At 50.7% G+C, this 17163-nt stretch carries 21 protein-coding genes and 2 pseudogenes; 4 read left to right on the forward strand and 19 right to left on the reverse strand.

The window, feature by feature from the left end; translation table 11 throughout:
• Positions 1-3: 3 nt before the first annotated feature.
• From E1B03_RS00100 to E1B03_RS00175, 14 genes and pseudogenes are all read right to left on the reverse strand, one after another.
• A pseudogene (locus E1B03_RS00100) lies at positions 4-331 on the reverse strand (DNA polymerase III subunit theta); the annotation flags it as partial.
• 170 nt (positions 332-501) lie between these two features.
• The gene (locus E1B03_RS00105; protein ID WP_057064198.1) at positions 502-693 is read right to left on the reverse strand and encodes a hypothetical protein; all 192 of its coding nucleotides are present in this window, start codon (positions 691-693) and stop codon (positions 502-504) included.
• A gap of 13 nt (positions 694-706) precedes the next feature.
• On the reverse strand, positions 707-1117 hold the full coding sequence (locus E1B03_RS00110) for a hypothetical protein (protein ID WP_057064197.1): 411 nt from the start codon (positions 1115-1117) through the stop codon (positions 707-709).
• Positions 1118-1161: 44 nt separating this feature from the next.
• The gene (locus E1B03_RS00115; protein WP_246044108.1) at positions 1162-1632 is read right to left on the reverse strand and encodes a DUF1380 family protein; all 471 of its coding nucleotides are present in this window, start codon (positions 1630-1632) and stop codon (positions 1162-1164) included.
• 18 nt (positions 1633-1650) lie between these two features.
• The gene (locus E1B03_RS00120) at positions 1651-2079 is read right to left on the reverse strand and encodes an antirestriction protein (protein ID WP_133085518.1); all 429 of its coding nucleotides are present in this window, start codon (positions 2077-2079) and stop codon (positions 1651-1653) included.
• 398 nt (positions 2080-2477) lie between these two features.
• The gene (locus tag E1B03_RS00130; RefSeq protein WP_133085519.1) at positions 2478-3257 is read right to left on the reverse strand and encodes a hypothetical protein; all 780 of its coding nucleotides are present in this window, start codon (positions 3255-3257) and stop codon (positions 2478-2480) included.
• A gap of 52 nt (positions 3258-3309) precedes the next feature.
• Positions 3310-3729 carry a DUF1380 family protein gene (locus E1B03_RS00135; RefSeq protein WP_057064194.1) on the reverse strand — a complete coding sequence of 140 codons (420 nt, stop codon included), beginning with the start codon at positions 3727-3729 and terminating at the stop codon, positions 3310-3312.
• 44 nt (positions 3730-3773) lie between these two features.
• The gene (locus E1B03_RS00140) at positions 3774-3995 is read right to left on the reverse strand and encodes a hypothetical protein (protein ID WP_057064193.1); all 222 of its coding nucleotides are present in this window, start codon (positions 3993-3995) and stop codon (positions 3774-3776) included.
• A complete protein-coding gene (locus E1B03_RS00145) occupies positions 3995-4675 on the reverse strand; it encodes a DNA methylase (protein ID WP_086529999.1) in 681 nt (226 codons plus the stop codon). The genes E1B03_RS00140 and E1B03_RS00145 overlap by 1 nt, the downstream gene beginning before the upstream one ends.
• A gap of 376 nt (positions 4676-5051) precedes the next feature.
• Positions 5052-5399, reverse strand: coding sequence for a hypothetical protein (locus E1B03_RS00150; protein WP_133085520.1), 348 nt, complete (start codon positions 5397-5399; stop codon positions 5052-5054).
• A gap of 32 nt (positions 5400-5431) precedes the next feature.
• Positions 5432-6367 (reverse strand): DUF1281 domain-containing protein, encoded by a 936-nt coding sequence (locus E1B03_RS00155; RefSeq protein ID WP_133085521.1) that lies wholly within the window; start codon positions 6365-6367, stop codon positions 5432-5434.
• Between the two features lie 469 nt (positions 6368-6836).
• On the reverse strand, positions 6837-7166 hold the full coding sequence (locus E1B03_RS00165) for a hypothetical protein (protein WP_057064189.1): 330 nt from the start codon (positions 7164-7166) through the stop codon (positions 6837-6839).
• A 1-nt stretch (position 7167) separates the two neighbouring features.
• Positions 7168-7542, reverse strand: a complete 375-nt coding sequence (locus E1B03_RS00170) for a plasmid partitioning/stability family protein (RefSeq protein ID WP_057064188.1) — start codon at positions 7540-7542, stop codon at positions 7168-7170.
• A 5-nt stretch (positions 7543-7547) separates the two neighbouring features.
• Positions 7548-8501 carry a plasmid segregation protein ParM gene (locus tag E1B03_RS00175; RefSeq protein WP_057064187.1) on the reverse strand — a complete coding sequence of 318 codons (954 nt, stop codon included), beginning with the start codon at positions 8499-8501 and terminating at the stop codon, positions 7548-7550.
• Between the two features lie 291 nt (positions 8502-8792).
• On the opposite strand from E1B03_RS00175, the gene umuD reads away from it, so the two are divergent.
• The 3 genes and pseudogenes from umuD to repE all read left to right on the forward strand — a co-directional run bounded on the left by umuD (position 8793) and on the right by repE (position 11686).
• Positions 8793-9215, forward strand: a complete 423-nt coding sequence (umuD, locus tag E1B03_RS00180; RefSeq protein WP_133085522.1) for a translesion error-prone DNA polymerase V autoproteolytic subunit — start codon at positions 8793-8795, stop codon at positions 9213-9215.
• Positions 9215-10488 (forward strand): annotated as a pseudogene (locus tag E1B03_RS00185) (Y-family DNA polymerase). Before umuD ends, E1B03_RS00185 begins: the two are co-directional and overlap by 1 nt.
• 445 nt (positions 10489-10933) lie before the next feature.
• The gene (gene repE, locus E1B03_RS00190; protein WP_008322834.1) at positions 10934-11686 is read left to right on the forward strand and encodes a replication initiation protein RepE; all 753 of its coding nucleotides are present in this window, start codon (positions 10934-10936) and stop codon (positions 11684-11686) included.
• A 521-nt stretch (positions 11687-12207) separates the two neighbouring features.
• On the opposite strand, the gene E1B03_RS00195 is transcribed toward repE, so the two are convergent.
• Both E1B03_RS00195 and E1B03_RS00200 read right to left on the reverse strand, forming a co-directional pair.
• Positions 12208-12435, reverse strand: a complete 228-nt coding sequence (locus tag E1B03_RS00195; RefSeq protein WP_080073058.1) for a hypothetical protein — start codon at positions 12433-12435, stop codon at positions 12208-12210.
• Positions 12436-12476: 41 nt separating this feature from the next.
• Entirely contained in the window at positions 12477-13103 is a 627-nt protein-coding gene (locus tag E1B03_RS00200) for a ParA family protein (protein WP_008322831.1), read from the reverse strand.
• 211 nt (positions 13104-13314) lie between these two features.
• Here E1B03_RS00200 and E1B03_RS00205 point away from each other — a divergent pair, with 211 nt between their 5' ends.
• Positions 13315-14601 carry a DUF1173 family protein gene (locus tag E1B03_RS00205; protein ID WP_133085523.1) on the forward strand — a complete coding sequence of 429 codons (1287 nt, stop codon included), beginning with the start codon at positions 13315-13317 and terminating at the stop codon, positions 14599-14601.
• Between the two features lie 412 nt (positions 14602-15013).
• On the opposite strand, the gene E1B03_RS00215 is transcribed toward E1B03_RS00205, so the two are convergent.
• Genes E1B03_RS00215 through E1B03_RS00225 form a run of 3 tightly spaced genes read right to left on the reverse strand, consistent with a single transcriptional unit; the run spans position 15014 to position 16681 of the window.
• Positions 15014-15796: a site-specific integrase gene (locus tag E1B03_RS00215; RefSeq protein WP_057064182.1), complete on the reverse strand. Its 783-nt coding sequence runs from the start codon at positions 15794-15796 to the stop codon at positions 15014-15016.
• On the reverse strand, positions 15793-16215 hold the full coding sequence (locus E1B03_RS00220; RefSeq protein ID WP_133085524.1) for a hypothetical protein: 423 nt from the start codon (positions 16213-16215) through the stop codon (positions 15793-15795). Before E1B03_RS00220 ends, E1B03_RS00215 begins: the two co-directional genes overlap by 4 nt.
• A gap of 46 nt (positions 16216-16261) precedes the next feature.
• Positions 16262-16681, reverse strand: a complete 420-nt coding sequence (locus E1B03_RS00225) for a hypothetical protein (protein ID WP_133085525.1) — start codon at positions 16679-16681, stop codon at positions 16262-16264.
• Between the last annotated feature and the right edge of the window lie 482 nt (positions 16682-17163).

A 17163-nucleotide genomic window follows, 5' to 3' on the forward strand; every position in this document is an offset into this window, starting at 1 on the left:
ACACTGGCCAGACAAAACTATCACCCGGCATGAGAAAAATCCGGCCAGCGACAGGCAGAATGCTTCAGGACTGACGCTACTTTTTAACCTCATCCTCTTTTCTGGCATATTCCGGGGCATTTTTGTCAGGCAGCTGCTCACTGAACTGACGGTAATAGTGCAACCGCCCCCAAAAATACGCTCTGAGATGTTCAGGCAGATCTCTGACCACCAGTTCAGCGACCACCGGCATAGCCAGCCTTTCTTTATACGCCACGCCTGAAGCGACCAGGTCAATGGCCACCTTATCCTGCTCTTCTTTCGATGTTGCGGCGAGATTAAATCCGGACATCATATACTCCGACAGAAAGGGAAACCGGCGGTAAGTGTACGCCATCTGAGTCAGGGGGGAAAAGGACGGGGAGCGGCGCGAAGCGCGGCGCGAGTCCTTCCTCCCGCAGGCGCCAGCCTGCAGGGTTTTTCGCGCGGGCTGACAGGCGGCATAACCGCCTGCCATCATGCTTACCTGCCCTTTCCTCCCTGTAAGATAAAGTGACCGCCGATGTACACGGCACACTGACAGGTCATGTACTCGCAGATTTCATCCACGACCTGCGCGGTTGTCAGTTCGCGCTGGTCGGCATCACGGCGGCGGGCATTAATCAGTGCTTTGTACTGGCGAAGAATTTCGCGGGTTTCCGGTTTAATATTCACGGCTCACTCCTTCTTATGCGTCGATCGCGGTCTGTAACTGGCGCATGGCGTCCAGTTCTTCAGCCACAAATGCATCTGCATTACCACCCCCTTCTTCTGCCACGGCGTACAACCGATTTAGTTCACTGCCTGCCAGTAACATTATTTTTTGCAATGCTCTGGCCGGAACGCTGACATCACGTATTGCGCGGCGCTCGTCCATCAGTTCTTCAGTGATGCCACGGACCATGCTCACATCGGCCCCCTGATCATACGTCGCATCCAGTCGCTGCATGACGCACGTAATATCGTCCTCGGACAAAGGCCATTCACTGGTCAACATGCGGATGTCCTCACGGGTAATACAGAGAACCAGCAATGCTTCATCGGATGACAGGTTATATTTCAGGAGATCGGTCATGATTTCTTTCACGGGTGCGTACATAGTTTTATCCTTTTAAAAAAGGGGCGGCATCGCCGCCCCGTCTGTTATTCAGCCGGACGCGGCGTAAACGGCACTGCCAGCAGGGTTTTGAGCATATCCAGCGCGGCGCATTCCTCGGCAGCCGTGTCCGCCCTCTGATAACGCAGAATGTTCATTCCGGCTTCCATCAGGGGCAACAGGACACGCAGCGCATCTTCGGGTACAGCAATCTGGCGCGATGCCCGCGCAGCGGAGATTTTGCTGAGTTCATCGGCGACAAATTCCAGTCCTAACCCGTACCGCCACACTCCGGCACTGCCTGCTTTACCGATGACGCGGAGCACATAAGACACATCGTCGTCCGTGGGGCTGTACTCCGCGCCCGCTTCCCGCACGTCCTCCGGCGTCCAGGTAATGACGGCAATTTTTTTGTTGTTTTCATGCTGTTTCAGCAAGGCAATACAGATTTCACTGACGGTTCCGTACATGGCATGTTTCTCTTTAATTGATGAATGGCGGTTACAGCGGGGCGGCATCGCCGCCCCGTCGGTTAATCAGTCGAGTGCGGCGTATATGGCGTTGCATTCAGGGTGAAAAACGATGTGATTCCAGAGCTGGGTATCACGCAGCATATACAGGTGTGTGAGTGCGGCGTTGCCACAGTCGTGATGCGTCCAGCAACGGCGGGTAATGGCAAGCGAGGTCAGAATAATTCCGGCGGCGTCGGCGCTGACGGTACGATCAAACCAGTTTTCACCGTTTACCATGTGAATCCGACCGCAGTCGGGCATCATGTACCCGCCGCCTTCCGGCAGACGGATGAAATGCCAGAACCCCCCGTTGTATTCGGGCATCCACTGTTTTGCCAGGGCATACACCTGTAATTCAGCCAGCATAAAATCGGTGCCGAACATGTACGGCAGGAAAGAAAGGCGGTCGGATTCTTCGACGTTAAGGGTGTGCTGACGTGTAGCTAACTGCATGGTAAACCTCCGTAATCACATATTCCGCAACACCGGGCGGTGCCGTGCATCCAGACCAGTCGGGCGATCGGTCGGGGATACAAGGGCGCAAGGGAAGCCGCAGCCTGACGCGCACGGCAGACGGGAGCTGAAGGGTGAGACCGTGAAACCTGAGCGGTCGAACGACCGGAAGATAACGGCTGACGTGAAGGAAGGACCGGGTGACCGCCGCGTGCACTTTACCCTTGTATCCCCGACAGCCCGACTACGATGGATGCACGGCACAGCCCGCACACGACACCGGACTGACAGAGTGGAAAACCACCAGGCCACGTCACGCAGGGACGGGGCCGCCATAAAAGCGGAGCCGGCGACATCCTTCAGGGTTGATTCAGGGGGCCTCCGCCCCCTGCTGTTCGCTACACTGGCCGGATTGCTGACAGGGCATTGCAGACAAGACTGATTTCTGCGCGCGCTTCTGCCATGACCTCATGTAACAGGGTTAAATCCATCCACCGGCGCGGAGGCTCCCCGGGAATACGCAGCACATCACACATCTGGCCACATGCCAGGATTTGATCCACTTTGTCACTGATAACAAAGAACTCCACGGCACTGTAACGCGCCCCTTTGTTCAGGATGGCATCGAGCACCACCGGTATCCTGTCGTCATCGTCGTCCAGCCAGCAGGGCAAATCGTTTTCCTTCACCACCAGACGGAAATTTCGGGTCTGCCGGTAAAACAGCGTTTCCCCGCGCGTGGTCAGCGCTGCCTGTATCCGGCGTGCATCTTCCCGAACCTGCCGGGAGATATCCCGCACAGCGCGGGACAGGCAGTCCGTTACCGCCTGAATCTCCGGCTCTGTCAGCCATTCCCCGGCCCTGGGAAAAGTTATCCGTGTCCCGTCCTCCGGAAGCTGCGGGTCGTCGGCATAACGGCTGCCGGACAAAATAATCTGTGCCTGTGTTCCGGTTATTTTTGTCATGGCACGTTGCAACGCGGCGGGTACGTCACCGACACAGAGCAAAGGCAGCAGGTGAACGATATCAACTGCATCCAGACGGACATAAATGCTTATCCATCCCGGTTTGTGCGGAGCACACTGTTCAACATCGGTATGGTCGGGCCATCCATAATCAGCAATCAAATCGCGCGCACGGCGCATCACAAGGGCGTTTAAGGTGGTGGTTTCCTGCATAATGGGTTCCTCTGAACGGGGTCAGTCCACGCCGCCGGGGCGGCGTGGGGATTCAGTTTTTCAGTAAGGCGCGCACTTTCGCCGTATCAGCCAGGCGGCGGGCAACGCTGTCTGGCACCGGATGGTTGTCATCCCGGGCGGTCCATTCCCTGTGCCATAACGCCTGTTCGGCGGTCATCAGCAGGGTTTCAAGCAGGTCAGCCGGCACCATCACCGCCGGAACGGCTTCTTTCACCTGATCAATCAGGTCCATCACCGCACAAGAAGGCACTCCAGAATCAAGGCGCTGGTCTTCCGGTATGGCATCTATACGCGCCAGCACCGCCTTTATGTCCTGTTCAGAAACGGCACATTCAATGCCGTCAGCCAGCCCTTCGATATCCGCTGGCGACCAGATAATCAGGGTCAGCGGGGTTTCTGCGGGATACTGCTCACTCAGCAACCGGCAGAGGGTTTCACAGGTTCCGTACATGTTTTTTCTCCGTTAATTCTGTGGGGCGGCAACGCCGCCCGTCGTCAGTCCTGAAAACTCTCGTCCAGCATGAGGATCTGATTGAATGCCTTATCCAGCAGTTCACTGGCACGGCGTAAACTTACCCCGGCGAGCCGCTCCGGCAGCCCGTCATGCCGGTAGTGATACTTTTCTTCCAGCACTTTCATGGTGGTTTTCAGGTCACATAAATTGTTTGCCAGCCCGGCAATATCGTGGCGCAGGGCCTCATGTCCGTCGTAGTTCATCACGCGGCCTCCGGATAAAAGACGTCGTTGGCGGCCGGGCGCTGCATGGCGCGCTGCACGGCTGACAGGCGGGTAATCCCGGCTTTGTGGTACTGCTCCATCAGCTCAATGCCGATATAACGGCGCCCAGCCTGGACGGCGGCCACACAGGTGGAGCCGGAACCGGCAAACGGATCGAGAACAATGGCGTTCGGGTGTGTGAAGCTCTCGATCAACGGTTGCAGGCTGGTAACAGGTTTTTCGGTCGGGTGGTGGCGGTTGCCGCTGTATTTCCAGCCCAGCACATCCGGTAACGGGTCCTGCGGCAGCGCCGGACGGCCTTTCGCCAGGATATAGGCGCATTCATGGCGATAGCCGACATAGGCCGATTTCGACGAGTAGGTTTTGGTGAAAACCAGATGCCCGACGACACTGAATCCGGCACTTTTCCACGCGGCCATGAAACGATCGACGCGGTTCCAGCCGTAGAAACTGACCGTCAGTGCGTCTTTTTTCAGGACGCGGTACATCTCATTGCAGGCGGGTTGCAGCCATTCATCAGTTTTGTCACCGGCAATACTGCGCCCGGAACGGTCACGGAACCCGACCAGATACGGGGGATCGGTGAGGATGAAATCAACGGCTCGATCCGGAAAGCCGGACATAATATCGACGCAGTTACCCAGGATAAAACGGGACATAGGGACACCTCGTGGTTACAGGGGGCATCCAGGAGGACGTCGGTACGACGTCCGTTCCCTGCTGCCCGGAGCCTGTACGCCGCGACCGGTAACGGGTCAAGCTGACCGTGGAATACCGCAGCCGTCAGTTTTTTCGACGGCAAGGATATGCCGCGAAAGCGGCTTGAAGGGCGCTCCTTAAAGTGCGAGTGGATGGCGTAAAATTACAGCGACGCCGGACAGGAGCGGAAAAACCGCCCGTCCCGTGTCGGCCCGGGCGCGGCACACTGGCTCCGGGCAGTGGATATCCCCGCGCCAGGCGCGGCATGGATGAGGAGCAGCGCGACATCATTATTCCTCCCTGAAGTACCGGGCAGTCACCCTGCCCGGTATTCCGTCAGCGGGTGATATCCCGCCAGTCATTCCCCCACTCGTCGCGCAGTACCGGCGCATCCGGCGCGCCGGTCACTGTCCACGCATCGAGGAACTTCAGGCCACGCAGGATGCTGTTCTCCACATCATCGAGCAGAACGATGCTGTTAAACCAGACCACGCCTGCGGCATATTCCCACCGATGCCGGTCATCCTCGCGTTGCAGCGATGGCCACCAGGTGCGTCCCATTTCCAGAACGCCCGCTTCGGCCTGCGCCAGGTCACTCGCGGAAACCAGGTAATACACCATCATTTCAGTGCCACCGACGTCGACACTCAGGCCAACAAGCCAGGTATTCAGATTTAATTCCATGTTATTCCGGGCGGTTTCCCGCCCGCCTCCGGTCAGCCGCCAAAGTGCGCCACGTTGTTGATAATCCACTCCGGGCCGGTTACGTCCGGGAAACTGTCCTCATCGTCCGGGTCAGCTTCGCCCCACTCCAGCTCGTCAGTGATGTACAAGTCCGTTTCGCCACTGACGTACCGGGCATAACCGCAGTAATTGCAGCCCTGCTCTGCAAACCAGTGCTCCACCTCCCCGCCATACCGCTGACTGAGTTCAGCCACAACGTCCTCGCCAACCGGACTCCAGGGGGTGTCAAAATCCACCGTCAGCGTGTTCTCTCCGGCGAAACAGATATTTGCCTCATAGCCAACTGGCCACTTGCAACCGTACCGGGTCAGATAGTGGTCATATGACGACGGGACACCCGTCAGCAAACCACCGTTAAAGCCGTTCACCTCGATATTCAGACGCGTCGGCAGGACATCACGCAAATCCACTGGCTCTGCGGCAAACAAATCATCACCAGCATCGCACAGGCTGTTCCACCATTCCTCCACCGGCGCAGGCCGGAAACTGTTTCCCCAGTCAAAAGATTTTTGCTTGTACAGCTGCAGGATGACTACCTGTTCCGGTTCACTGAGGGTAGCCCAGCGGGCATGCCCGATATGGCTGTCCAGCCAGCACTGATGCAGCTTCTGGCAGGTTTCCACATCCAGCACAGCTCCGGCCATAAACATCGCCAGCCAGTCGCTGTATGCCTGGACTGAAGGCCGGTTGTCTGCAGCCGCACCGTAAGAAACCAGTTGCGGATATGGCGCGTAATGTTGCTCTGTCAGGGGGCGCAGTATCCCCGCGCAGCCTGCAAGGAAAAGCTGAATACCTTCTTTTCTGGCGCGGTGATGCAGAGACAACTCACCTCCGGCAATCCACGTTTTGAGGGCATCACTGTTTTGAATACCACTGAACATCAGTCGGTTGGCACACCAGTTCGGCATGGGAAGCTCCTTACACAGTCAGGGTGGGCAGGAGGCATCACCGCGATACCGTTCCCTGCCGCACGCTGCCTGTTCGTCGCGTCCGGTAACGGGTCAACGCCGACCGTGGAATACCGCAGCCGTCAGTTGTTTCGACGGCCAGGATATGCCGCGAAAGCGGCTTGAAGGGCGCGCCTTAAACTGGCGAGGGCATGGCGTACAATCACAACGACGCCGGGCCTGAGCGATAAAGAAGCCCGTCCCGTGTCCGTCCGGGCGCGGCACACTGGCAGCGGGTGGCAGGCTGATTCCGGCAAGAAGAACATCAGTGAGGGAGCGAAAGAGAGTTGTTATGACACGAGCCCTGTCCACAGTTAAGGGAGGAAAAGTCTGTGGATAAGCTGGACACAGCACGCTGTATTACAGGTGCAATGCCCATATGAGGGGGTTGTATTTTTTTTGAGCAAAAACAGAGGATGGGAAATACTGACTATTTTGTCAGTCCCAGCTTTTTCATGTATTTAATGACGGATTCAGGTCGCCGCTGGTATTCACTGGCGAAACTCCCGACATCGAAACTTGATGAACCAGCCTGTTCAATAAGGTGCTGAATTTCAGCCTCTTCCCAGGGGCTACCATGTCGTGGACAGGTGTGCTTATAGCCAGCTCCGGGCGAAGACATCTTTATTAGACTGGATTGAATTTCAGACAGCGTCTGATGTTCAATATCCTCAATAAGCCCGAGCTCCTGTATCTCCCGGACGTTCTTCAGGAACTGGCGGATAAGCTTTCCATGTTCTCTGGCATCAACCACCGGCATTTTAGAATAACCCTTTTGCATTGCTGCGGGTTTCATCTTCAGCATTGGGGGTTTGAGAGGATAAATTAGTCTCAGTCCGTTCAGCTGGTACATTTTCCTTTATCCTGCCCTGTAAAAGCGCTTCGACTTCACGAGGGTAAACCGCTTTAAGCAGCTGCATCAGATCGTCAAACGATGTATTCCTGTTCAGTAACTCGCTGAACAGGAACGGAAGACGCTCATCCTGCTTTCCAAAAGCAAACCCTGTAAGCAGCGCGGCGCGCCATAAACGTCCCCTTTCCCCCTGGGGTGTTTCATCTGTTTTCTGGCAGACAAAACGGTCCGCTTCGTTGGTTTCAGGATTCAGGTAAAACGTGATTTTGCGTCGCGTATCCATTGTTTTTATCCAATAAGGTACATGCCGTTAACGAGATCAAATTGGGATGAACGAGTTTTATAAAAGCGTTCTTCCCTGACCCCACAGTGTTTCTTCACATGATCGGCGATCAATTCAGCACCTCCGCCGATAACCATTACATGGGAGTATCCCTCAAAGCGGTTGATGGCTTCAATAACCCTGTTAACAAGTCGGTGGTGAGCGTTCTCAATCGCTTCACGAACCAGTTCAATTCGTGACGTGTCATTGATACGTGATGAGAGATAAGAAGCATCGTTACGATGAATGATAATATCGTCAGCCAGATAGCTACTCCCTTTGGTTCTTGCCACGGACAGCGCCTCTTTTACCGCACCGGTGATCAAGGATACACCGAGGGTTGAATCACCATAAATACGCGAAATCCCTCGCATTTTCCCCATAACCTGAGAAATATCAAGCGTGGTTCCCCCCAGATCAACAATCAGGAGTGAATCCAGTTCGTTAAGATTTTTTACCACCTCAAAACCTGCTGGGATGGACTCGGGCATAACCTCGACATGCTTAATGGTGAAAGTCTTGCCACCATTAAGTTCGACCGGTCGCAGCAGATTCGCTTTTTTACGTTCAATGTTTGCCTTATTAGGCTGGTTATTTTTATCGTAATACTCAGATAAAGGCAGGCTCACTACCACATCGACTTCACAAGGTTCGATCCCGCTGTTAAGCAACGCATGGTGAACGGCAACAACATTCACATCGCTGTATTGCCAGGCGACGTTCGTGGTAACCACAGCATCAGGGCTGATAGGATCAAAAGAGTATTGCTCACCATTCAACATATAGTTGAACGCTTGTTGTCCACCAAATGCAACAGCCCATTCACGCTTAAAGCTGTTAGGGCTGATTGACTGCCTGACCTCATCATCCTTCCACTGAAGTTTGATATTAGTTGATCCGTCATCGATATAAATTTTCATTGAATGTCACCTGGGTAGTTGAAAACGCCTTAGAGAACAAAAAGAGATGTATTAGAGAACTATTGGTGAATTATACATAAACAACAGCCCCTATCAATAAGAAAAGAACACTGATTGAGATAAATTAGAGAACAATTTATGCAAGTAAAGAGATGTCGAATCTGACGCTGAGCAAAGAAATATTCATCGCGAATACAACATGATGAAGCCGTCGGCATACAGAACACTTGCGAAAAAGAAAAAAGAAGAAATAATACTGTATATAAAAACAGGTATTTTAAGAGGTATGCCGTGTTACTTTTTCTTGCTCCCGAACAGGAGCCGGTGCAGTCCACTGCTCCGCTGTTCACCGAACGTTGCCCGGCGGGTTTTCCGTCGCCAGCCGCCGATTACACGGAGGAGGAACTTGACCTGAATGCCTATTGTATCCGGCGTCCGGCTGCAACTTTCTTCGTCAGGGCTATCGGGGATTCGATGCGGGATATGGGTCTGCATTCCGGCGATTTAATGGTTGTCGACAAAGCTGAGAAACCCATGCAGGGGGATATTGTCATCGCGGAAACAGATGGCGAGTTCACCGTTAAGCGCCTGCAGCTGAAGCCCCGTATCGCCCTGCTGCCGATGAATCCAACCTACCCCACGCTTTATCCGGAAGAACTGCAGATTTTCGGGGTGGTGACGGCTTTTATACACAAAACCCGGAGCACAGACTGATGTTTGCTTTGGCTGACGTTAACAGTTTTTACGCGAGCTGCGAGAAAGTATTTCGTCCCGATTTGCGTGACAGGCCTGTGGTGGTTCTGAGTAACAACGATGGTTGTGTAATCGCGCGCAGCGCTGAAGCGAAACGGCTGGGCATAAAAATGGGAGTGCCGTGGTTTCAGCTGAAGTCGGTAAAATTTCCGGAGCCGGTCATCGCGTTCTCCAGTAATTACGCCCTCTACGCCTCCATGTCGAACAGGGTCATGGTTCATCTGGAAGCGCTGGCGCCACGCGTTGAGCAGTACTCCATTGACGAGATGTTCCTGGATATTCGCGGTATTGACAGCTGCATCGATTTCGAGGATTTCGGCCGGCAGCTGCGTGAGCACGTTCGTTCCGGCACGGGGCTGACCATCGGCGTCGGAATGGGACCTACGAAAACCCTGGCGAAGTCAGCACAATGGGCTTCCAAAGAGTGGCCACAATTTGGCGGCGTACTGGCGTTAACGCCGGGTAATCCCCGCCGTACAGAAAAACTGCTGTCACTGCAGCCGGTGGAGGAAATCTGGGGGTGGGTCGCAGGATCTCAAAGAAGCTGAACACAATGGGGATCACCACAGCACTGCAGCTGGCCCGCGCGAATCCAACGTTCATCAGGAAAAATTTTAATGTGGTTCTGGAGAGAACGGTCCGGGAACTCAATGGAGAAAGCTGTATTTCACTGGAGGAAGCACCGTCCCCCAAACAGCAGATAGTCTGCAGCCGGAGCTTTGGTGAACGTGTCACGACTTATGAGGCGATGCGGCAGGCAGTCTGTCAGCACGCTGAACGTGCCGCCGAAAAGCTGCGCGGCGAGCGTCAATTCTGCAGGCATATTGCCGTGTTCTTGAAAACATCGCCGTTTACCGTAAATGAACCCTACTACGGTAATCTGGCCAGTGAAAAATTGCTCATCCCCACGCAGGATACACGGGACATCATAGCCGCAGCAGTGAAAGCACTGGACAGGATCTGGGTGGATGGTCACCGCTATGCAAAGGCGGGCTGTATGCTCAACGATTTCACTCCAACCGGGGTTTCTCAGCTCAATTTGTTTGATGAAGTGCAGCCGCGGGAACAGAGCACGCAACTGATGAAAACCCTGGATGGTATTAACCATTCAGGACTCGGGAAAATATGGTTTGCTGGGCGTGGGATTGCACCTGAATGGCAAATGAAGCGTGACATGCTTTCCCCCGCGTACACTACTCGTTGGAAAGAAATACCCGTTGCGAGGATTGGATAAAGCCGTTTTTAGAAAGGAGGCAGTGCTCGCCGCAGCCGAGCGACCGGGCATCGCCCGCGAGTGAGCGAGGAAGCACCAGGGAAAGGTACCAGCATGTTCTGCTTACGCCTAGTATCTAATGTTAGCCCTCTTCTTTAAGCTCTTATCCACTTATCCACCGTCATATTTTTATAAGATCTTTTTAAATTAGTTTTTAGGTTTACCTTTTTAGACCCCCTTTGAGCCCTTATGTGGTGCGGGTTACAGAGGATCCTTTGTGACAACTTGCCCTTTCATTGTGACAAATCACCCTCATTTACCCTATTGAACTGTGACTATCTGCCCTGAACCCTGTGACAAATTGCCCTCTGCGATCTATTTGAATCACAAACTTATCCTTACCTGTTGACTCTTTTTGATTAAATGTGACAATCTTAAAATCTGTCACATTTTATATGGAACGGTCATGACGGAAGTTGCGGTAATAAACCATAAAAAGCGCAAAAATAGCCCTCGTATAGTTCAGTCTAATGAGCTTACCGAAGCAGCTTATAGTCTCTCTCGTGATCAGAAGCGTATGCTGTATTTGTTCGTCGATCAGATCCGTAAATCAGATGGCTCGCTTCAGGAGCATGATGGTATCTGTGAAATACAGGTAGCTCATTATGCAGCAACATTTGGATTAACCTCTGCCGAAGCCAGTAAGGATATACGTCAGGCGCTCAAAGGCTTTGCTGGTAAAGAGGTCGTATTTTACCGACCTGAAGAGGATGCTAACGGTGAAAAAGGGTTAGAGTCTTTCCCCTGGTTCATTAAACGTGCGCACAGCCCTTCCCGGGGACTGTACAGTGTTCATATAAACCCCTATCTGATTCCATTTTTTATTGGTTTGCAGAACAGATTTACCCAATTCAGGCTTAGCGAAACAAAGGAGATAACTAATCCCTATGCTATGCGGCTGTATGAATCTCTCTGCCAGTACAGAAAACCCGATGGTTCAGGCTGTGTGTCGCTCAAAGTAGACTGGATAATGGAACGTTACCAGCTGCCGCAAAGTTATCAACGAATGCCTGATTTTCGACGCCGTTTCCTTCAGGCAAGTGTTGATGAAATCAATAGCAGAACGCCGATGCGTCTGAGTTATATAGAGAAAAAGAAAGGACGACAGACAACTCATATTGTCTTTTCTTTCAGTGACATAGTAGCTAGCTCTCTCTAAATCATGAGGGCAGATAGTCACACTTCCGAGGGTTGAATGTCACAGTCCCTCAGTGCAAATTGTCACAGATAAGTGGTGTTCTCAGGGCTATTTGTCACACTTGGAATGGTTTTCAGCTATTTGATACCCATGAAATCAAGCCTTAACCCCTTTACTTTCTTGAAGGCAGATTGTCACTCTTAGCTAAGAGCAATTTGTCACACTTCTTTCAGGGCATTTTGTCACAGAAGAAATATTAGACACTAACAGAGTAAGTCTCCTGGCTGACTAAAGTTGAGTGCAATTTGTCACACCTTGCGTCCAGTGAAACCTTAAAGTACATCATTGGGATAAAGTTAGTGTCATATCTTTTACGCTGAAGAAAGGGGATAGCGTTTTGAAGTCGGCTCCATTTTGCTGGTAGTGCCAGTTATCGATCCTGCCATTCCCCTTCTGCCAGGAATATCAACAGCAATGAGAACTTGGCATTAGGAGTTATTCTGTGAAGTTGATTATCATTTTTTCATGAAATCATGTTTTCATTATTTCATTTTACTGCGATACATCTCATACCCAGCCATTATCATTTCAGTCATAGATATCCCCTGCTCCGCAGCATAAGCTTTCATTTCTTTGTGCTTAGACACAGGTACTTTTATCTGGATAGGCTTCACAGATGATTCAGGAGCTGCGCTTCGTCCTGTAACATCCAGAGTTGGTTCATCATCTTTTGGTGGATCAATTTTGATAGTACTTTTCGGGCCTTTCATAGAGAACCTCACACATAAAATGAATTAATGAAATCATGCTATCATGAATTAATTATATCATGAACTTCTTCAATCATTTGTTTTGCGAGTTCGTTTAAAGATTTAAATGATGTTTCATGTAGTGCGCGCCCGGCATCAAGGGCTTCGCCATAGCTTGTCTTAAAAGGTATAACCGTTTTCAGTACTTTGTAACCCCATGCTTTAATCGTTTCCTGAGCTTTTTCCCCCTGAGAAGGAGACGGAGATTTAGCTACAGCGAATACGATTTTGCTCTTATCAATCCCTTTTTTTATCAATTCGCGGGCTAGCTCGAGTGAAGGCTCAAGATCATCGATTGTCGTTCCTGTCGAGATAATTACCAGGTCTGATTCATCGGCTACGTCGAGCGATGTTGTCTCTGCAGCTGGACGGCCATCAATAATTAATAAATGGCAGCTGTCCTTCATTTTGACTGCTGTATCAACCCGACGGTAAAGAGCACAGTCAATTTGACTTAGTCCACTTTTTTCCCTTCGCTCAGTCCATTTGAATGATGTCTGTTGCTTTACATCCATATCAGCCAGATGAGTCTTCCATCCAGCCTCCGTAAATCCTACAGCCAGTGTTCTGGATTCGGTGCTTTTGGAACCACCACCCTTCTGACCAATTACTGATATAACCTTACCCATGATATCATCCTTTCATTAAATCATGATTTCATTATAAATGAGTTTGTGCAAATCAAACTATGACACAGAGTACTATGCAATAACAATATGAAATCATGATTTAATGATATAAGGAAAACATGAACATCATAACTATGTGAAATTGTTCACGATAACCAGTCATTAAATAATGATTTAATGATTTAATGACTAAAGAGAAAGGTGGGCAGGTATGAATAATTTCACGGTCAAACTGTATTTTGATAGCAAGTCATCACCCCGATTATTTGGCGCAGATGAACAAGATTCGTCTTCGATACAGACTGAATTTCAACAAGCATTGAAGAAATCACGCGACTGTAACTCGTATGCTGTCTGTTTATGTACAGGCAGAGAACTACCGCTGGCTGTGAAGTTAAAAAATGAGAAGCATCATCTTGCACGCTTCCCTCTCACTGGCAATAAACATAAGGATGAGTGTCGTTTCTATAGCCGCCTCTCACCTGAAGGTGCGCAAGGCACTTACAACAATGATGCGATCACTGAAAAGCCAGACGGCATTATCAACTTAAAGCTGGATTATGCTTTGCAGACAAAATCAGTATCTGATGATATTCCTGCAACCCCTCTGACTGGTGATGCTTCCCGTAAACGCAAAAGAGGCACTGTGTCTCTGTGCGGCCTAATGCACTTGCTCTGGGAAAATTCAGGATATAACCGATGGTTTCCAAAGATGGATGGAGTGAGGTCATCAACATTACTTGGCTTCCATCTTTGGACTCAGGCATGTGAAATTGAAATTGGCAAAACACGATTGTCAAAGGTATTGCTTACGCCTGCAGTGACCGGTTCAAGAGATAGTGCCCGGAACAGTGGGGCTGTAGAATTCGCCAGGCAGAATAAATGCAGGATGGTAGTCGTGGCCGAACTGGCAAAATACTCTGATAAATACATCTCAGGGGTAAACCGTCTGCCTGTGAAGGATTTTGCAGGTATGCCTTTTCTTGGTCTTGATACCTCCAGATGGAATTCTGCCATTGAGAGATTTCCACATGAATTCAGTGGCTGGAAAAATGGATATAAAACTTTCATCATTGCTCTGACAGATGTGCCCAGCGCTAAGTCAGCTCAGGTTCGCCAGCTTGCCATGATGATGACGAGTGAGCGCTTTATACCGCTTGATTCGCAATATGAAGGCATGATGGAACAAAAATTATACGAGTTACAGCGGTCCTTTTTTAAACCACTAAGATATGACTCTTCCGAGATGGAGTTTCATCCCGACTTTTGTCTGCTCGATGTGCAGTCTCAAAATCATATGCCTTTCCCGATTGAGGTGTGGGGGATGAAAGCCGATGCTTACATTGCTCATCGGCGCGAGAAAGAAAGATGGTACAACTGTGAATTTGGTGAGAAAGGATGGTGGTCCTGGGACGCAACCATAAGCGGTAAGTTGGCTATTGATTCATCCTTCCCATCAAAGAAAATATCTGGCTACACTAACTTAATGAAAGAATGAAAGAATGAAAGAATGAAAGAATGAAAGAATGAAAGAATGAAAGAATGAAATCATGATTTTGTGTTGTTTTTTAATGACCTTCTCTTTATAAGAAGGCCTGATACTTCCAATGCAACAAAGCTTTCAGATTGTTGTACGCATGATGAAATACTTTCCCGGGCTGGTCTTAATGATGTTGATCATCGAGCCATCCTTGTTTACACCAACACACTGAAAACTATGTCTCTCGTAGCCATTGTCGTAGATGGTTTTTCCTTGCTCTAGCTTCACAATCCCGTTATCGATACAGGAAACGACCTCATTTTTTAACGAAATATCGTCGTTTTCATTTAAGCACTCGCTGTAATATGAATGAATTTCTTCCGGATAGGTATTGTCGTCGTGAAAAGACAGAGCTATTGTTCGTTTTGGGTCAGATATTTTTTTTCAACATGGCCACCGCATCAGCTTCCGGCATCTGGAACTGAACCCTGTGGCGTGCAGCCACATCGAGTGCAAACACCTTCGTGTACACTTCCGTCGAGCTTATCGACTTATGTCCCATCAGGCTCTGCAGCACCTTCAGCGGAATACCATTGTACAGCATATGCATGGCATAGGAATGCCGGAAAGTATGTGGCGTCACCGGGACGGAGAACGTCACGCCATCGGCTGCCGCGGCATCTACCGCTTCATTCAGCCAGGTACGCACTGTGCGGTCGGTAATTTCCCAGATACGTGCCTTCTCCATTCTGCCGGTACGTTTATTGCGACGCTCGAGCGGGATTTTCAGCGTGGCCACCATCATCTCCAGCTGGCTGACGTACTGTTTATCTGAAAGCGGCACCAGACGATGCGCCTGATTGCCGGCAGGCATTCTTCCGGCTGTTCTGGCCGCCTTTTCCGCTCTCTGTTTCAGGGTTGCCAGCTGCACAAACGAATAGGGCGGAGCCAGCGAAAAATCAGCCCGCGTCAGGGCCAGCGCTTCATTGATCCGTGCGCCGGTATTCCACAGCGTGGCCAGCAGCATTTTGCGGTGCAGATCCGGCACGTAATGGAGCAGGGCGCTCACTTCCGGCGCCAGCAGATACTTCGGCAGTTCGTCCTGGACGATCGCCATCTGACGCAGGGCCAGAGCGGCCGGATAATCGATGGCCACGGGTAGCAGGATTTTTTCCTGGGCGTAAACCTGTCCGGGAATAGAAGGGTAATTCATGATACCTCGGGTGTTTCATCACTTTCTGGTGAAAACGTCTGGCACTCCACGGAGCCATGAACAGAGTGGAACTCATCCAGCGTAACCAGCACGCGACGACCACTCTTCCGGGGAAACATTCTCCGCATCTCAGGGGTAAGCTGGTTACGTTCCCATCCGTAAGGAAAGATAATGCTGTAGTCACTTCTCTCAGGGAAAATATCAGGGCCTGCGACGATACGAGCTACTTCCTGATTCAGACGATCTCCACGCCAGCCATAAGCTGCCAGCCGTTTGCGGATACGACCGATCGGAAAACGTTTATCAGAGTGACGGGGAAAGGTCATTTTCCCGTCCTCACCTCGTATGAGGCCAAACATATCCAGCGACTGCCGGCAGAATATTTTTCGACCGAGAAAATACCCACTCATTTCTTCCATTACAGACTCCCGGAGTAATCATTTTATCAAAGTAAGTTACGCAGACTCACAATCGAATTTTTCCAGATGCAGGAACAAGCTCATCCAGAGTGCTGGCACAAACTTCCGTCAAAATGCCTTCCTCATGCTTAGCAATGATTTCGCTGACAGGAACCGAGCCTTCGAGCGTTCGGGTGTTCCTTGGGGGAGTTACAAAAATCCAGTCACCTGACATCTGAGCTCCAGCAAGATTATCCTCATCGTCGCATTCTGATGGTTGCCATTCCCCGACTTCCTGTCCTTTATCATTGAGTAATACCGTGATGGTATCTCCACAACCTGAGGGCGAGTGCCGCATAGAAATATCGCCATACTCAGTCTCTAACTGGTGTGCAATCCCCCTGAGCTGGTCGAGCATTCCCATATCCACATTTAACAGGTTATTGTTGTCATCTTCTGCTTCGTTATCTCGCTGCAAATCATCCATTAATATCCCCCCGCTTATCCGGATATCAGAATCAAAATTTTTCCATTCCCGGTGTTTATTTATTGTTGAGAAATCCCGTCCTGCCCGACCTTCAGGGTGGACATGTTGTTTGTACTGGCGTGAAAGAAAGCGTTCTCATGTCAAACGGCTTCTTGCCTGAAGGCCTCAGCGTTTTTGCTGCAGTCATGTCAAAAAAGCGAGAGCCAGAACAAACAGCAGCGTCAGTATCTTGTCCTGCGTGGACAGTCCCAAAAACATCTGGATGATTCTCAGTAATAACTCACACATATCAACAAGCCCCTCATGATTCAGAATCTTTGAGGTCCGATAGTAAGGAGTTTGTACTTTGCGTATTTTGTAAAGTCCGGTAATGCCTCTGTCGAAGACTGAGCGCGCTTCCCCTGACACCGGATGAAACCATCACTCAGAGTAATCACACTCCCCGGCATAATATTTTGCCACGACCATCCTTTTCGCACGGT

The organism is Citrobacter arsenatis (assembly GCF_004353845.1).
GTDB lineage: Bacteria > Pseudomonadota > Gammaproteobacteria > Enterobacterales > Enterobacteriaceae > Citrobacter > Citrobacter arsenatis.

Excerpts from the sequence above, each read along its gene's own strand:
- E1B03_RS00115 (WP_246044108.1), bottom strand. The coding sequence starts at position 1,632 with ATGCCGCCCCGCTGTAACCGCCATTCATCAATTAAAGAGAAACATGCC.
- repE (WP_008322834.1), top strand. The coding sequence starts at position 10,934 with ATGACGGAAGTTGCGGTAATAAACCATAAAAAGCGCAAAAATAGCCCT.
- E1B03_RS00175 (WP_057064187.1), bottom strand. The coding sequence starts at position 8,501 with ATGAAAATTTATATCGATGACGGATCAACTAATATCAAACTTCAGTGG.
- E1B03_RS00215 (WP_057064182.1), bottom strand. The coding sequence starts at position 15,796 with ATGAATTACCCTTCTATTCCCGGACAGGTTTACGCCCAGGAAAAAATC.
- E1B03_RS00205 (WP_133085523.1), top strand. The coding sequence starts at position 13,315 with ATGAATAATTTCACGGTCAAACTGTATTTTGATAGCAAGTCATCACCC.
- E1B03_RS00130 (WP_133085519.1), bottom strand. The coding sequence starts at position 3,257 with ATGCAGGAAACCACCACCTTAAACGCCCTTGTGATGCGCCGTGCGCGC.
- E1B03_RS00145 (WP_086529999.1), bottom strand. The coding sequence starts at position 4,675 with ATGTCCCGTTTTATCCTGGGTAACTGCGTCGATATTATGTCCGGCTTT.
- E1B03_RS00195 (WP_080073058.1), bottom strand. The coding sequence starts at position 12,435 with ATGAAAGGCCCGAAAAGTACTATCAAAATTGATCCACCAAAAGATGAT.
- E1B03_RS00150 (WP_133085520.1), bottom strand. The coding sequence starts at position 5,399 with ATGGAATTAAATCTGAATACCTGGCTTGTTGGCCTGAGTGTCGACGTC.
- E1B03_RS00170 (WP_057064188.1), bottom strand. The coding sequence starts at position 7,542 with ATGGATACGCGACGCAAAATCACGTTTTACCTGAATCCTGAAACCAAC.
- E1B03_RS00140 (WP_057064193.1), bottom strand. The coding sequence starts at position 3,995 with ATGAACTACGACGGACATGAGGCCCTGCGCCACGATATTGCCGGGCTG.
- E1B03_RS00120 (WP_133085518.1), bottom strand. The coding sequence starts at position 2,079 with ATGCAGTTAGCTACACGTCAGCACACCCTTAACGTCGAAGAATCCGAC.
- E1B03_RS00225 (WP_133085525.1), bottom strand. The coding sequence starts at position 16,681 with ATGGATGATTTGCAGCGAGATAACGAAGCAGAAGATGACAACAATAAC.
- E1B03_RS00155 (WP_133085521.1), bottom strand. The coding sequence starts at position 6,367 with ATGCCGAACTGGTGTGCCAACCGACTGATGTTCAGTGGTATTCAAAAC.
- E1B03_RS00200 (WP_008322831.1), bottom strand. The coding sequence starts at position 13,103 with ATGGGTAAGGTTATATCAGTAATTGGTCAGAAGGGTGGTGGTTCCAAA.
- E1B03_RS00165 (WP_057064189.1), bottom strand. The coding sequence starts at position 7,166 with ATGCCGGTGGTTGATGCCAGAGAACATGGAAAGCTTATCCGCCAGTTC.
- E1B03_RS00110 (WP_057064197.1), bottom strand. The coding sequence starts at position 1,117 with ATGTACGCACCCGTGAAAGAAATCATGACCGATCTCCTGAAATATAAC.
- E1B03_RS00135 (WP_057064194.1), bottom strand. The coding sequence starts at position 3,729 with ATGTACGGAACCTGTGAAACCCTCTGCCGGTTGCTGAGTGAGCAGTAT.
- E1B03_RS00220 (WP_133085524.1), bottom strand. The coding sequence starts at position 16,215 with ATGGAAGAAATGAGTGGGTATTTTCTCGGTCGAAAAATATTCTGCCGG.